Consider the following 13,245-nt stretch of genomic DNA (forward strand, 5'->3'; position numbering starts at 1 on the left):
ACGCGATTTGTGCGGTTGTAGCTCAGTTGGTTAGAGCGCAGGTTTGTGGCACCTGAGGTCGGAGGTTCGAGACCCCCCAACCGTACCATTCTTCCACTTTTCATCACGATTTGACTGGCTTAATGCTTCATCAGCAACGGCATTGGCGCGTTCTGCAATAGATAGCGTGTGACCCGTCCAAGCAGCAGTTCGAGGAAATAGCTGTGCTTGAAGGCGCCGAGCAGCAGGCAGCTGGCGTTTTCGGCGCAGGCGAAATCGAGAATCGTTTCGCCGACCGATCGGCCTCCTGAATTGACGGCGACGATCTCAGCCCCGATGCCGATCTCAGCCATCAGGTCCTTTGCCTTGTTTTGCGATACGGCGGCCGGCGTATCGTTGACGCAGAGGATCGTTACGCGTTCCGCTGCTGCCAGCCATTGCCTTGAGGCGATGACAGCGCGCTGGGCATGATTTTGCGGCTTCCAGGCGATCACGACGTGACGCAGCAGGTTGCCACTATAGCCGCCGCGCGGCGGCACCAGCACCAGCTTCTGTTCATTGAAGATGAGGTCGTAGAACGCATCCCGAGCGTCGAGGTTGCCGTGATAGGCTGCCACCACGATCGAGCTGTCGTGAACCTCGCGCGCCATGCAGCGCTCCATATCACCGCTATAGTCGCCCATCGGCAAGGTCCGCCGTTCCGGAGAGTTGCGCCGCCATGCGCGAAACACCTTGCTCACATGTTCGAAGCGCTCCCGCGAAGACCCTTCCGAGATCTCGCGCAACACCATCAGGTCGATCTCTTCAGGCGCGGTGATCATGCCGACAGGCCGTGTGCCGAGATGGGCAGCCCCCATACTCCCGTTGATCGAGTGCGCCGCCTGTTCGGCCATCTCGAGGCACGAATGCGCGCATGCGGGATCCGAGAGCAGGGCCAGCACGTCCGCCCGCGCCAGGCGCGGCTCCACATATTGCATTCCCTCCGGGCTTCGGTCGGGTTGTTGTTGTCTCAGTCGCATGGTGAACATGGCGGGATCTGCCTCCACAAACGCAGTCTTGTCGCCCTTCCGCGCCCAAATCTGCTTTTTGTGATTGGCGGCGCCGCACCTCAAATCCTACGCCTCTACCCCCTGCGCTGCAACGAATATATGATCCCTACCCACCAAGCGATGTAGGGTTATTGATGCCGCAAGCGGGCATCTTCCGATCAGAAGCGTAAGCGGGAAAAGATCGCGCGCTAATCGTTTCAATGCATCACAATTTGGTTGTCAGCCGTCATATTGCGTTGCAAAATGTGATTGAGAATGCCATTTCTTAAGCGGGGGTTAATTCAGAGTGATTTTAGAAGGAGACTTGGATGTCCATTTCGCTCAACAATCTGGATGAAACCAAGGCCACGGTCGTATCCACCATTAATATCGCAGCTGCTATAAAGAATGCTCGCGAGGCCGTTGGTTACTCGATTGACGATCTTGCTGTCACCTGTGGCCTGGTCGTCAGCGAGATCCAGGATGTCGAAAGCGGCGCCGATGCTGATCCCGCCAAGTTGAAGCGGATCGCAGCAGCGCTGCAGCTACCGATTACGGAACTGCTTCCCGAGTGAATGCATGCAATGGGGCTGGCCTGGATTTTCCGGCCGCCCCTGCCACCTTTCGGTCCGGCAATGCCGACCGTCTTCTAAACCGGTTTCCTTGCCGGAGCACCAAGTGGCGCTTTTCCCAACTGGCCTGACCATGGAACCGTTCCCACGGGGCAGCGTTGTCGTCAGCAGCGGGAGAATATCGAATGTCAAAGACACTCTTATATGGCGCGACCAAGGTTGATGAGACGAACGCCGCCTATGCGGCCGTTGGCAGTCTTGAGCAATTTCAATGGAAAAACCGCGTGGTGGTGATCTTCCCAGATACCGACAACGCGCGCGCGGCCCGCCAGGAGAATATGCTGCTCGCCGACCGGGAGGGTCTGAGCGAGCGTGATGTTGTTGTCCTGAAGGTCGCAGAAGGCAGTGTGCGCGCCATTTTTGGCGCTGCCGAGAGCCTCGATGCCGGAGTTCTCGAACAGGAACTGATCGGCTTGTCGGCCGGTGAGTTCGCAGCGGTTCTCGTCGGCAAGGACGGGACCGTCAAGCTTAACGTTCGTGAACCAGTCAGTAGCGGGGAGCTCTTTGCGATCATCGACGCGATGCCGGTCAGAGCGGCGGAAGCCGCTGATGCAAAGGATCAGTCTTGAGCCTCTGCCGAACGCTCAGAGAAATATGTTGCGCTCGGCGCTGACGAGTTCCTGCAGGAAATCGACCACGGTGCGGACACGAACGAGATCCCGTGCGCTCTCGTGATAGGTCGTCCAGTAGGCCCGGTGAATGGAAACGTCGGGAAGCACTTGTACGAGTTCAGGGTATTGCCGCGCGATGTAGTCGTGGAGGATGCCGATGCCGGCGCCAGAGCGCACGGCCTCCGTCTGGCCGATCGCGGTCGAAATCTCGAATGAGGCATCCCAGCTGCGCATCACTGCCGAGCTGAAATTGAGCGAGGCCGTGAAAACGAGGTCTTCGACATAGCCGATCCGGGGATGCGTCTTGAGCGCATCGGCATCGAAGGGCGCTTCATGCTTTTTCAGATAGTCGCGCGAGGCATAGAGGCCGAGCGTATAGTCGGTAAGCTTGGACGAGACGAGGCGACCTTGCTGGGGGCGTTCGAGGGTGATGGCGATATCGGCCTCGCGCTGCGACAGCGAAAAGGAGCGCGGCACCGGCACCAGCTGGATCTTCAGCTCTGGATGGCGCTCGATCAGCCGGCCCATACGCGGCGCGAGGAACGAAACGCCGAAGCCGTCGGGCGCTCCGACACGAACGGTGCCGGCAATCGCGGTATCGGTGCGGCCAAGATTGGCCTGCGCTGCCAGCATCTCCGTTTCCATCCGCTCTGCCGAAACCAGGAAGACCTCACCCTCAGTGGTAAGCTCGCATCCATTCGTACGGCGAACGAAGAGCCGCGTCTTCAGAGACTCCTCGAGAGACGTCAGGCGTCGCGACAGCGTGGCGTGGTTGAGCGCCAGCCGTTTGGAGGCCGCGAGGATCTGCCCGGTTCGGGCGACGGCAAGGAAGATGCGGACGTCGTCCCAGTTCATGCCTCGGCCGCCATCGCGATCGGCTCGACATCGACGAGCGTCAGTGATGTCACCATCCCCACCGTTCCATTCTTGTATTTCAGAAAATGCGGCGTCAGCAGATGCGCCTCATAGGCGTCGCGATCCGCGTACACTTCGAGGATGCGGATCTTGTGGGGGCTATCCTTGATCGCGACGGCGCTGAGCGAAAGAACGCCGTCTTCCAGGGCAACCGCCGCTTCAATCTCCTCGGAAAGCAGCGCGCGGTACGCTTCAAGCTGGGCCGGATCGATCTCGATCTCGGCCATTCTGACGATAGGCTTTGCGCTCACGGAGACCATCCTCTCAAATTGGCTGGCGCTCTATATAGCTCCTCAGGAGCCACAGCGCCGCCCATAGCTTTAATTTTTGCACAACGGTTCCTTATATCAGTTCATTGATTTGTGTAAATTGAAGTGCGATTGTGCGGCATCCAATAAATCTAGAGGAGGCACACCCATGCGTGAGATCGGTCATTTTATCGGCGGCAAGCATGTCGCTGGCACCAGCGGTCGCTCGAGCAACGTTTTCAACCCGGCAACCGGCGAAGTGCAGGCGACGGTCGCCTTGGCGAGCAACGCCGAGCTCCGCGCCGCGGTCGAGAACGCCAAGGCCGCGCAGCCGAAGTGGGCTGCCACCAACCCGCAGCGTCGCGCCCGCGTCTTCTTCAAGTTCGTCGAACTTCTGAACAAGCACATGGATGAACTCGCAGTCCTCCTGTCGAGCGAACACGGCAAGACGGTCGAAGACTCCAAGGGCGATATCGTTCGCGGTCTTGAAGTCTGCGAATTCGTTTGCGGCATTCCGCACCTGCAGAAGGGCGAATTCACAGAAGGTGCCGGCCCGGCAATCGACATGTACTCGATGCGCCAGGCTGTCGGCATCGGCGCCGGCATCACCCCGTTCAACTTCCCGGCCATGATCCCGATGTGGATGTTCGCTCCGGCGATTGCCTGCGGCAACGCCTTCATCCTGAAGCCGTCCGAACGTGACCCGTCCGTTCCGATGCGCCTTGCCGAACTGATGATCGAAGCTGGCCTGCCGGCAGGCATCCTCAACGTCGTCAACGGTGACAAGGCTGCCGTCGATGCGATCCTCACCGATCCCGATATCGGCGCCGTCTCCTTTGTTGGCTCGACCCCGATCGCCCGCTATGTCTATGGCACCGCTGCCATGAACGGCAAGCGCGCCCAGTGCTTCGGCGGCGCCAAGAACCACATGATCATCATGCCGGATGCCGACATGGATCAAGCCGTCAACGCTCTGATGGGCGCGGGCTATGGCTCTGCCGGCGAGCGCTGCATGGCGATCTCCGTTGCCGTTCCGGTGGGCGAAGAAACGGCCAACCGTCTGGTCGAGAAGCTGACGCCGAAGATCGAGGCGCTGCGTATCGGTCCATACACGGATGACAAGGCCGATCTCGGCCCGCTCGTTACCAAGGAAGCACAGGCCCGCGTGAGCGGCCTGATCGACAAGGGTGTCGAGGAAGGCGCCAAGCTCGTCGTCGACGGCCGCGGCTTCAAGCTGCAGGGCTACGAAGGCGGCTACTTCGTCGGCGGCACGCTCTTCGACAACGTCACGCCCGACATGGAGATCTACAAGACCGAGATTTTCGGACCGGTTCTCTCGGTCGTCCGCGCGAAAAACTACGAAGAAGCTCTCGACCTGCCGATGAAGCACGAATACGGCAACGGCGTTGCGATCTACACCCGCGATGGCGATGCGGCCCGCGACTTCGCCTCGCGCATCAACATCGGCATGATCGGCATCAACGTTCCGATTCCGGTTCCACTCGCCTACCATTCCTTCGGCGGCTGGAAGGCTTCGAGCTTCGGCGACCTCAACCAGCACGGCACGGACTCGATCAAGTTCTGGACCAAGACCAAGACGGTCACGGCTCGCTGGCCTTCAGGCATCAAGGATGGTGCCGAATTCGTCATGCCGACGATGAAGTAATAGAACTAGCCTCAACCCATTGCGACCGGCTCCTTCGTGGGGCCGGTTTTGTTTTTGGGTTGTGCGGCGAGGGGCCGCATAAACGTGATTGCGAATTTCATATTTTGGAATTGTTCAAAACTACCAAAGCCACTATATAGACGACCTACACGGGAACGATTCTGGAGATCGGCATGCGTTTGACGAAACAGACCAACTATGCGGTACGCATGTTGATGTATTGCGCGGCCAACGACGGGCATCTCAGCCGTATCCCCGAAATCGCCCGAGCTTACGGCGTTTCCGAGCTCTTTCTGTTCAAAATCCTGCAGCCCCTGAACAAGGCCGGCCTGGTTGAAACCGTCCGAGGTCGCAACGGCGGTGTTCGTCTTGGCAGGCCTGCCAAAGACATTAGCCTTTTCGACATCGTCCGTGTTACCGAGGATAGCTTCGCGATGGCGGAATGCTTCGAGGATGACGGCGTGGTCGAGTGCCCGCTGGTCGATAGCTGCGGCTTGAACTCCGCGCTTCGAAAGGCACTGAACGCCTTCTTCGACGTGCTGACCCAGTATTCGATCGACGATCTTGTCAAGGCACGCCCGCAGATCAATTTCCTCCTCGGCCTTACCGGCGAGCAGGCGTACCGCAAGCCGGCAGTTCCCGCACCAGCGGCCTAAGCTTCCGTTTCTAGCATTTCGCAACCGCAGTCGCCTTGGGTGCCTGCGGTTGTTTTGTTTCCAGGGTAGGCTTGTCCAGTTCGCGGCAAGCTTGTGCCGCTTTGTCGCCCGTGTAGGCGAAATTATACCAAATGCGACAAAATCTGGACTTATCCAGTGCGAATATTTCGAAATACGGCCCATTTTCGGCGGAAAATTACTAAAGTTGTCCAGCTGGAAAAATTTTCCAATCTGGTCGTTGATTTCAGCAGATAAATATCGTTCCATCTGCCGCCGATCCCGGGCGGATGCCCGGCATCTCAAATAAAAGAACAAACCTGGGAAACGATCTCATGAAAAAGATGTCTGTCTTGTTGGCCGCGACGGTCCTGGCTTCGGCCATGGCATCCGCAGCCTGGTCAAAAACGCTTGTTTACTGCTCCGAGGGCTCACCGGAAGGTTTCGATCCCGGCATCTACACTGCAGGCACCACCTTCGACGCTTCCTCGCGTACGGTTTACAGCCGCCTCGTCGAATTCAAGCACGGCAAGACCGAAATCGAGCCGGGCCTGGCAGAAAGCTGGACGGTTTCCGACGACGGCACGAGCTACACCTTCAAGCTGCGTCCAGGCGTCAAGTTCCAGACCACCGAGTTCTTCACGCCGAGCCGCGATCTGAATGCTGACGACGTCGTCTTCTCGTTCGAGCGCCAGCTGAAGGCCGACAGCCCGTGGGCCAAGTACGTCGCAGGCGTTTCCTACGAATACGCTGCCGGCATGGGCTTCCCTGAACTGATCAAGTCGGTCGAAAAGGTCGACGACCTGACCGTCAAGTTCACGCTGAACCATCCGGAAGCTCCGTTCCTCGCCGACCTCGCAATGGACTTTGCGTCGGTTCTGTCGAAGGAATACGCCGACAAGCTGCAGGCTGACGGCAAGATGGAACAGATGAACCAGATGCCGCTCGGCACCGGTCCGTTCACCTTCGTTGCCTACCAGCCGGATGCCGTCATCCGCTACAAGGCCAACGAGACCTACTTCAAGGGCAAGGAAAAGATCGACGATCTCGTTTTCGCGATCACGCCTGACGCTTCCGTCCGTACTCAGAAGCTCAAGGCCGGCGAATGCCACATCATGCCGTACCCGAACGCGGCTGACATCAAGGACCTGAAGGCAGACTCGAGCCTCAAGGTTCTGGAACAGCCGGGCCTTAACGTCGCTTACCTCGCCTACAACACGCTGCAGGCTCCGTTCGACAAGCCTGAAGTGCGCAAGGCGCTGAACATGGCGATCAACAAGCAGGCGATCGTCGATGCTGTCTTCCAGGGCGCTGGCCAGGTTGCCAAGAACCCGATCCCGCCGACGATGTGGTCCTACAACGACAGCATCAAGGATGATCCATACAGCCCCGAAGAAGCCAAGAAGGCTCTCGAAAAGGCTGGCGTCAAGGATCTCTCGATGAAGATCTGGGCAATGCCGGTTTCGCGTCCGTACATGCTGAACGCACGTCGCGCCGCTGAACTGATGCAGGCAGACCTCGCCAAGGTCGGCGTCAAGGTTGACATCGTCACCCACGAATGGGCCGAATACCTGAAGCTCTCCAAGGACAAGGCCCGTGACGGCGCTGCGATCCTCGGCTGGACCGGCGACAACGGCGATCCGGACAACTTCCTTGACACCCTGCTCGGCTGCGAAGCTGTCGGCGGCAACAACCGCGCTCAGTGGTGCAACAAGGAATTCGACGCCCTCGTAAAGAAGGCCAAGAAGACCGCTGATCTCGGCGAGCGCACCAAGCTCTACGAAGAAGCACAGGTTGTCTTCAAGAAGGAAGCTCCGTGGGCGACGCTCGATCACTCCACGGAATTCGTGCCGATGAGCGCCAAGGTTTCTGGCTACGTCCAGGATCCGGTCGGCGTTCACCGCTTCGACGGCGTTGATATCGCCGAGTAATCAAAAATATGCAAAGATGCCCGGCAACCCGGGCTGGCCGGCGGTCAGGTTTGATACCTGACCGCCGGAACACTATGGACACTTGCCAATGTTGCGATTTCTCATCGGACGCCTTGCGATCCTGATCCCAACCTTCATCGGCGTTTCACTCATCGCCTTCTCGTTCATCCGACTGCTGCCCGGCGATCCGGTCATGCTGATGTCGGGCGAGCGCGTGATGGCGCCGGAACGCCATGCCCAGGTCATGCACGATCTCGGCCTCGATCGACCCGTCTACGTTCAGTACCTGGATTACCTCGGTAACGTGGTGCAGGGCGACCTCGGTTCGTCGATCGTCACCAAGCGCCCGGTTCTGCAGGAGTTCGGCGCGCTCTTCCCGGCGACGCTTGAGCTTTCGCTCTGTGCGATCATTTTCGCCATCGTGCTTGGCATTCCCGCCGGCGTCTTTGCCGCGGTCAAGCGAGGAACCTGGTTCGACCAGAGCGTGATGGGTGTCGCCCTCGTCGGCTATTCGATGCCGATCTTCTGGTGGGGCCTGCTGCTCATCGTTCTGTTCTCGAATACGCTGCACTGGACGCCCGTGTCCGGCCGTATCTCGCTGATGTATTTCTTCAAGCCGGTTACCGGCTTCATGCTAATCGACAGTCTGCTTTCCGGCCAGGCCGGCGCATTCAAGTCGGCCTTCGTTTCGCTGATCCTGCCGACCATCGTGCTCGGCACCATTCCGCTTGCCGTCATCGCGCGCCAGACGCGCTCGGCCATGCTCGAAGTGCTCGGCGAAGACTATGTTCGTACCGCCCGCTCCAAGGGCCTTGCGCCGCTCCGTGTCGTCGGCGTCCATGCGCTGCGCAACGCGATGATCCCCGTCGTCACCTCGATCGGCCTGCAGGTCGGTGTCCTCCTCGGCGGCGCCATCCTGACGGAAACCATCTTCTCCTGGCCGGGTATCGGCAAGTGGATGGTCGATGCGGTGTTCAAGCGTGACTACACCGTGGTCCAGGGCGGTCTGCTCCTGATCGCGGCCATCATCATGCTCGTCAACCTGATCGTCGACCTCATGTACGGTCTCATCAACCCACGCATCAGGCACTAGGAGCGGCTCATGAGCACGGTAAACACAACCTCTGCCACTCCCTCCGGCCTGTCGGAGTTCTGGTACTACTTCTCCCGCAACAAGGGCGCGGTCATCGGCCTCGTCATCTTCCTCTTCGTTCTGCTGCTGGCGATCTTCGCATCCGTCGTCGCCCCGCATGATCCGAATGTACCGTCGGGCTTCCAGCGCCTGCCGCCGGCATGGTCGGAAGGCGGCAACAGCGCCTATCTGCTCGGCACCGATGCCGTCGGCCGCGACATGCTGTCCCGCCTGATCTTCGGCACGCGCTTCTCTCTGTTCATCGGTCTCGTCGTCGCCTCGCTGTCGGCCGTCGCCGGTGTCCTGCTCGGCCTGATCGCCGGTTATTTCCGCGGCCGCACGGACACGATCATCATGCGCGTCATGGATATCATCCTGGCCTTCCCGTCGCTGCTCTTGGCACTCGTGCTGGTCGCGGTGCTCGGCCCGGGCCTGCTGAACGCCATGATCGCCATCTCGATCGTCAACCAGCCGCACTTCGTCCGCCTGACCCGCGCCGCCGTCATCAGCGAGCGCGAGAAGGAATATGTCGTCGCTTCCCGTGTCGCCGGTGCAGGCACGCTGCGTCTGATGTTCAAGACGATCCTGCCGAACTGCCTGGCACCGCTGATCGTCCAGGCAACGCTCGCCTTCTCGGCGGCGATCCTCGATGCGGCCGCTCTCGGCTTCCTCGGCATGGGCGCGCAGCCGCCGACATCCGAGTGGGGCACGATGCTTGCCGACGCACGCGAATTCTTCCAGAGCTCGCCGTCGCTCGTTACTTTCCCGGGTCTCTGCATCCTCATCACCGTTCTCGCCATTAACCTGATGGGCGACGGTCTGCGTGATGCGCTCGATCCCAAACTGAAGAGGTCCTGATATGGCACTTCTCGAAATCGAAAATCTCGTCGTCGAGTTCCAGACCTCGACCGGTGCGTTCCGCGCCGTCGATGGTGTATCGCTCAAGGTTCACGCCGGCGAAGTCCTTGCCATCGTTGGCGAGTCCGGTTCCGGCAAGTCGGTCTCCATGCTCGCCGCGATGGGTCTCCTGCCGTGGACGGCAAAGGTCACCGCCGACAAGATGGTCTTCGACGGCCGCAACCTGCTTGGCATGTCCGCGCGCGAGCGGCGCAACATCATCGGCAAGGATATGTCGATGATCTTCCAGGAGCCGATCGCAAGCCTCAATCCCTGCTTCACCGTCGGGTTCCAGATCGAAGAAGTTCTGCGAATCCATATGGGCATGGACAAGGCCGCGCGGCGCAAGCGTGCTGTCGAGCTGTTCGAGGCCGTCGGCATTCCCAATCCTGCGGAACGCCTCGGCCACTTCCCGCACCAGATGTCGGGCGGCCAGTGCCAGCGCGTGATGATCGCCATCGCGATTGCCTGCAATCCGAAGCTTCTCATCGCCGACGAGCCGACGACCGCGCTCGACGTCACCATTCAGAAACAGATCCTCGATCTCCTGATGCGCCTGCAGACGGAGCACGGCATGGGTCTCATCATGATCACGCACAACATGGGCGTCGTCGCCGAGACGGCCGATCGGGTGATCGTCCAGTACAAGGGTCGCAAGATGGAGGAGGCCGACGTGCTCTCGCTCTTTGAAGCGCCGAAAAGCGATTATACCCGCGCACTGCTCGCCGCCTTGCCCGACAATGCGACAGGCGACCGTCTGCCGACGATCGGCGAGCTTTTCAATCCAGCCAAGGCTGTGCAGGGAGCTGCCCAATGACGTCAGTTCTCGAAGGAAAGAATATCGTCCGCAACTACTACCTGCCGGGCGGCCTCTTCAAGAAAGAGAAGACCGTGCACGCCGTCAAGGGCGTGAGCTTCAAGGTGGAGCAGGGCAAGACGCTGGCGATCGTCGGCGAAAGTGGCTGCGGTAAGTCCACGCTGGCGCGCATCATCACCATGATCGATCCGGCGAGCGGCGGCGAGCTGTTCATCGACGGCAAGAAGGTTGATATCGCTGCCGGTGACCTGACGCCCGAGATGCGCCGCAAGGTGCAGATCGTCTTCCAGAACCCCTACGGTTCACTGAACCCGCGCAAGAAGATCGGCGATATCCTGATGGAGCCGCTGATCATCAACACCGACACGCCGGCGGCCGAACGCCGCGAATTGGCGATGGCGATGCTGAAGAAGGTCGGCCTTCAGGACGTCCACTTCAACCGCTATCCGCACATGTTCTCGGGCGGTCAGCGCCAGCGCATCGCGATTGCCCGCGCGCTGATGCTGAAGCCGCGGCTTCTGGTACTGGATGAGCCGGTCTCGGCGCTCGACCTGTCTGTGCAGGCTCAGGTGTTGAACCTGCTCGCCGATCTGCAGGACGAGCTGAACCTGACCTACGTCTTCATCAGCCACGACCTCTCGGTCGTCCGCTACATGGCAGACGACGTCATGGTCATGTATTACGGCGAGGCAGTCGAGTACGGGTCGCGAGATCAGGTCTTCAGTGATCCGCAGCATAGCTATACAAAGACCCTGTTTGCGGCCACGCCGCGTGCCGATGTCGATACCATCAAGGCACGCCTGGCTCGCAAGAATGCATCCCTGTCGGCTGCATCGTAGGGCGCGTTTGCCGCGTCCGATCGGGCCGGCTTAACGAGCGAGACGAAGCAATGCCAGAGATCGAAAACCACCCCCATGCCGTTATCGTCATGGGGGTGAGCGGTTCAGGGAAGACGTCGATAGCTGAAAAGCTGGCTGAGCTGCTTGGCGTCGGTTTCGTCGAGGGCGATCGCCTCCATCCTGCTTCGAATGTCGAGAAGATGTCGAAGGGCATTCCACTAACGGACGATGACCGTATGCCCTGGCTCGATCTGATCGGCGATGCGATGAAAGCGTCGATCGCGAGCGGGCAGGGCATTGTCGTGTCCTGCTCGGCATTGAAGCGTATCTATCGCGACCGTTTGCGCAACGCCGTCGGTGGTAATCTCTTCTTCGTCTATCTCTCCGGCTCCAGGGAGTTGCTGACAAGACGCATGGGCGAGCGCAAGGGCCACTTCATGCCCTTGTCGCTGCTCGAAAGCCAGCTTGCAACGCTCGAGGTGCCGACCGGCGAGGCGGGTGTCGTAACGGTGGATATCGACGACACGATCGATGGCATTGTCGCCACGGCTCTTCGCGATCTCAGGAAGCTGCTTGCCTAGATCCGGTAAAATAGAGCGTCCTTTGTGCGTCCTTGAGGACGCATGGCGCTCTAGGCGAAGCGCTTCGGCGAATAGGCCGAAATATCGATAAACGGTTTCTCGCCGGTGAGTAGTTCCGCGAGCGCTCGGCCGGTGACTGGCCCCAGCGTCAGCCCGTGATGGGCGTGGCCGAAAGCGAACCACAATCCATCATGCCTGTAAGCCTTGCCGATAATCGGCATCATGTCCGGAGTGCACGGGCGTGCTCCCATCCACGGTTCCGGATCCAGACGCTCGCCAAGCGGAAACACCGTGCGCGCCACCTTTTCGGCGCGGTCGAGCTGCACCGGCGTCTTCGGCGCGTCGAGCGCCGCGAACTCGGCCCCCGTCGTCAGCCGGATGCCGTTTTCCATAGGAGCCATCAGATAGCCAAGCTCGGTATCGGCCACCGTGTTGTTTAGCACCGCGTCGCCCTTGGCCGAATAATGCATGTGATAGCCACGCTTGACGCCGAGCGGGAAGGCGTAGCCGAGCCGGCGCGTGGCGACGGCTGCCCATGGTCCGAGCGCCATGACGGCTTCGTCGGCTTCGATGGGGCCCTCGTCGGTCGCCACCTTCCAGCCGGCGCCATATCTGCCGAAGGAATTCGCATCGCCCGTGATGAAGCGTCCGCCGAGGCTCTCGAAGTATGTGAGGTAGCTTGCGGTCAGCGCCTGCGGATTGGTGACCGACCACGGGTCCGTCCACTTCAGCGCACCGACGAAACCGAGGTTCAGGTCCGGCTCCAGCCGCGCCAGATCGCTGGTGTCGAGCCGATCGAAGCCGACGCCGAATTCCCTTTGCAGCCGCTCCGCCTCGGAGAATTCCGCGTCGCGCTTCTCCGGCGTGCGAAACACCTCGATCCAGCCGTTCTTCCGGATCAGGTGCTGCGCGCCCGACGCCTCGATCAGGTCGTGATGCTCGGAAATCGAGTGTTCGATCAGCGGCGCATAGGCTTTCGAGATGATCTCGTGGCGCTTGGCGTTGGAATGCCACCAGTAGCGCGCGAGGAAGGAGAGCTGCTTCGGCAGCGCCTTGAGATGATAGTGCGCATCGATCCGGTTGTTGAAGGCATAGCGGATCAGAAGGCCGAGTTGCTGTGGGAAGCCGTATGGAACCACACCTTCACGCTGGATGAGGCCGGCATTGCCGAAGGACGTTTCGCGTCCCGGAGCTTTGCGGTCAATCAGTACAACCTGTCGCCCGCGGCGTTGCAGATGAATGGCAGTCGATACGCCTACAATGCCGGCACCAAGTACAATTACCGTCTTCGTCATTTTCCGTGCAGCTCATCCTGT

14 protein-coding genes and 1 tRNA gene are annotated in these 13,245 nt (G+C 60.1%); 11 read left to right on the forward strand and 4 right to left on the reverse strand.

Going from position 1 to position 13,245, the window contains the following annotated elements; translation table 11 throughout:
* Positions 1-11 precede the first annotated feature (11 nt).
* Positions 12-88: transfer RNA gene (locus FZ934_RS00865), tRNA-His, on the forward strand.
* Between the two features lie 31 nt (positions 89-119).
* On the opposite strand, the gene FZ934_RS00870 is transcribed toward FZ934_RS00865, so the two are convergent.
* Complete coding sequence (locus tag FZ934_RS00870) at positions 120-956, reverse strand: universal stress protein (RefSeq protein WP_194273742.1); 837 nt, start codon at positions 954-956, stop codon at positions 120-122.
* A gap of 380 nt (positions 957-1,336) precedes the next feature.
* Between FZ934_RS00870 and FZ934_RS00875 the strand changes: the two genes are divergently transcribed.
* Both FZ934_RS00875 and FZ934_RS00880 read left to right on the forward strand, forming a co-directional pair.
* Positions 1,337-1,582, forward strand: a complete 246-nt coding sequence (locus FZ934_RS00875) for a helix-turn-helix domain-containing protein (RefSeq protein ID WP_153269518.1) — start codon at positions 1,337-1,339, stop codon at positions 1,580-1,582.
* A 182-nt stretch (positions 1,583-1,764) separates the two neighbouring features.
* On the forward strand, positions 1,765-2,208 hold the full coding sequence (locus FZ934_RS00880) for a DUF4174 domain-containing protein (protein ID WP_153269519.1): 444 nt from the start codon (positions 1,765-1,767) through the stop codon (positions 2,206-2,208).
* A gap of 15 nt (positions 2,209-2,223) precedes the next feature.
* On the opposite strand, the gene FZ934_RS00885 is transcribed toward FZ934_RS00880, so the two are convergent.
* Entirely contained in the window at positions 2,224-3,105 is an 882-nt protein-coding gene (locus FZ934_RS00885) for a LysR family transcriptional regulator (protein ID WP_153269520.1), read from the reverse strand.
* Entirely contained in the window at positions 3,102-3,416 is a 315-nt protein-coding gene (locus tag FZ934_RS00890; protein ID WP_153269521.1) for a putative quinol monooxygenase, read from the reverse strand. Before FZ934_RS00890 ends, FZ934_RS00885 begins: the two co-directional genes overlap by 4 nt.
* 166 nt (positions 3,417-3,582) lie before the next feature.
* On the opposite strand from FZ934_RS00890, the gene FZ934_RS00895 reads away from it, so the two are divergent.
* From FZ934_RS00895 to FZ934_RS00930, 8 genes are all read left to right on the forward strand, one after another.
* Positions 3,583-5,079, forward strand: coding sequence for a CoA-acylating methylmalonate-semialdehyde dehydrogenase (locus tag FZ934_RS00895; RefSeq protein ID WP_153269522.1), 1,497 nt, complete (start codon positions 3,583-3,585; stop codon positions 5,077-5,079).
* A gap of 173 nt (positions 5,080-5,252) precedes the next feature.
* Positions 5,253-5,735 (forward strand): iron-responsive transcriptional regulator RirA, encoded by a 483-nt coding sequence (gene rirA, locus FZ934_RS00900; protein WP_153269523.1) that lies wholly within the window; start codon positions 5,253-5,255, stop codon positions 5,733-5,735.
* A gap of 332 nt (positions 5,736-6,067) precedes the next feature.
* On the forward strand, positions 6,068-7,663 hold the full coding sequence (locus FZ934_RS00905) for an ABC transporter substrate-binding protein (RefSeq protein WP_153269524.1): 1,596 nt from the start codon (positions 6,068-6,070) through the stop codon (positions 7,661-7,663).
* An 88-nt stretch (positions 7,664-7,751) separates the two neighbouring features.
* Positions 7,752-8,756, forward strand: coding sequence for an ABC transporter permease subunit (locus tag FZ934_RS00910; protein ID WP_153269525.1), 1,005 nt, complete (start codon positions 7,752-7,754; stop codon positions 8,754-8,756).
* Positions 8,757-8,765: 9 nt separating this feature from the next.
* A complete protein-coding gene (locus FZ934_RS00915; protein WP_113364443.1) occupies positions 8,766-9,653 on the forward strand; it encodes an ABC transporter permease subunit in 888 nt (295 codons plus the stop codon).
* A gap of 1 nt (position 9,654) precedes the next feature.
* Entirely contained in the window at positions 9,655-10,509 is an 855-nt protein-coding gene (locus FZ934_RS00920) for an ABC transporter ATP-binding protein (protein ID WP_153269526.1), read from the forward strand.
* Positions 10,506-11,348, forward strand: coding sequence for a dipeptide ABC transporter ATP-binding protein (locus FZ934_RS00925; RefSeq protein WP_153269527.1), 843 nt, complete (start codon positions 10,506-10,508; stop codon positions 11,346-11,348). Before FZ934_RS00920 ends, FZ934_RS00925 begins: the two co-directional genes overlap by 4 nt.
* 50 nt (positions 11,349-11,398) lie before the next feature.
* On the forward strand, positions 11,399-11,929 hold the full coding sequence (locus FZ934_RS00930) for a gluconokinase (RefSeq protein ID WP_153269528.1): 531 nt from the start codon (positions 11,399-11,401) through the stop codon (positions 11,927-11,929).
* A 50-nt stretch (positions 11,930-11,979) separates the two neighbouring features.
* Here the strand turns inward: FZ934_RS00930 and FZ934_RS00935 are convergent, their stop codons facing one another.
* Positions 11,980-13,224 carry an NAD(P)/FAD-dependent oxidoreductase gene (locus FZ934_RS00935; protein ID WP_153269529.1) on the reverse strand — a complete coding sequence of 415 codons (1,245 nt, stop codon included), beginning with the start codon at positions 13,222-13,224 and terminating at the stop codon, positions 11,980-11,982.
* Positions 13,225-13,245 lie beyond the last annotated feature (21 nt).

The sequence above is a fragment of the Rhizobium grahamii genome, assembly GCF_009498215.1.
In the GTDB taxonomy this organism is placed as follows: Bacteria; Pseudomonadota; Alphaproteobacteria; order Rhizobiales; family Rhizobiaceae; genus Rhizobium; species Rhizobium grahamii_A.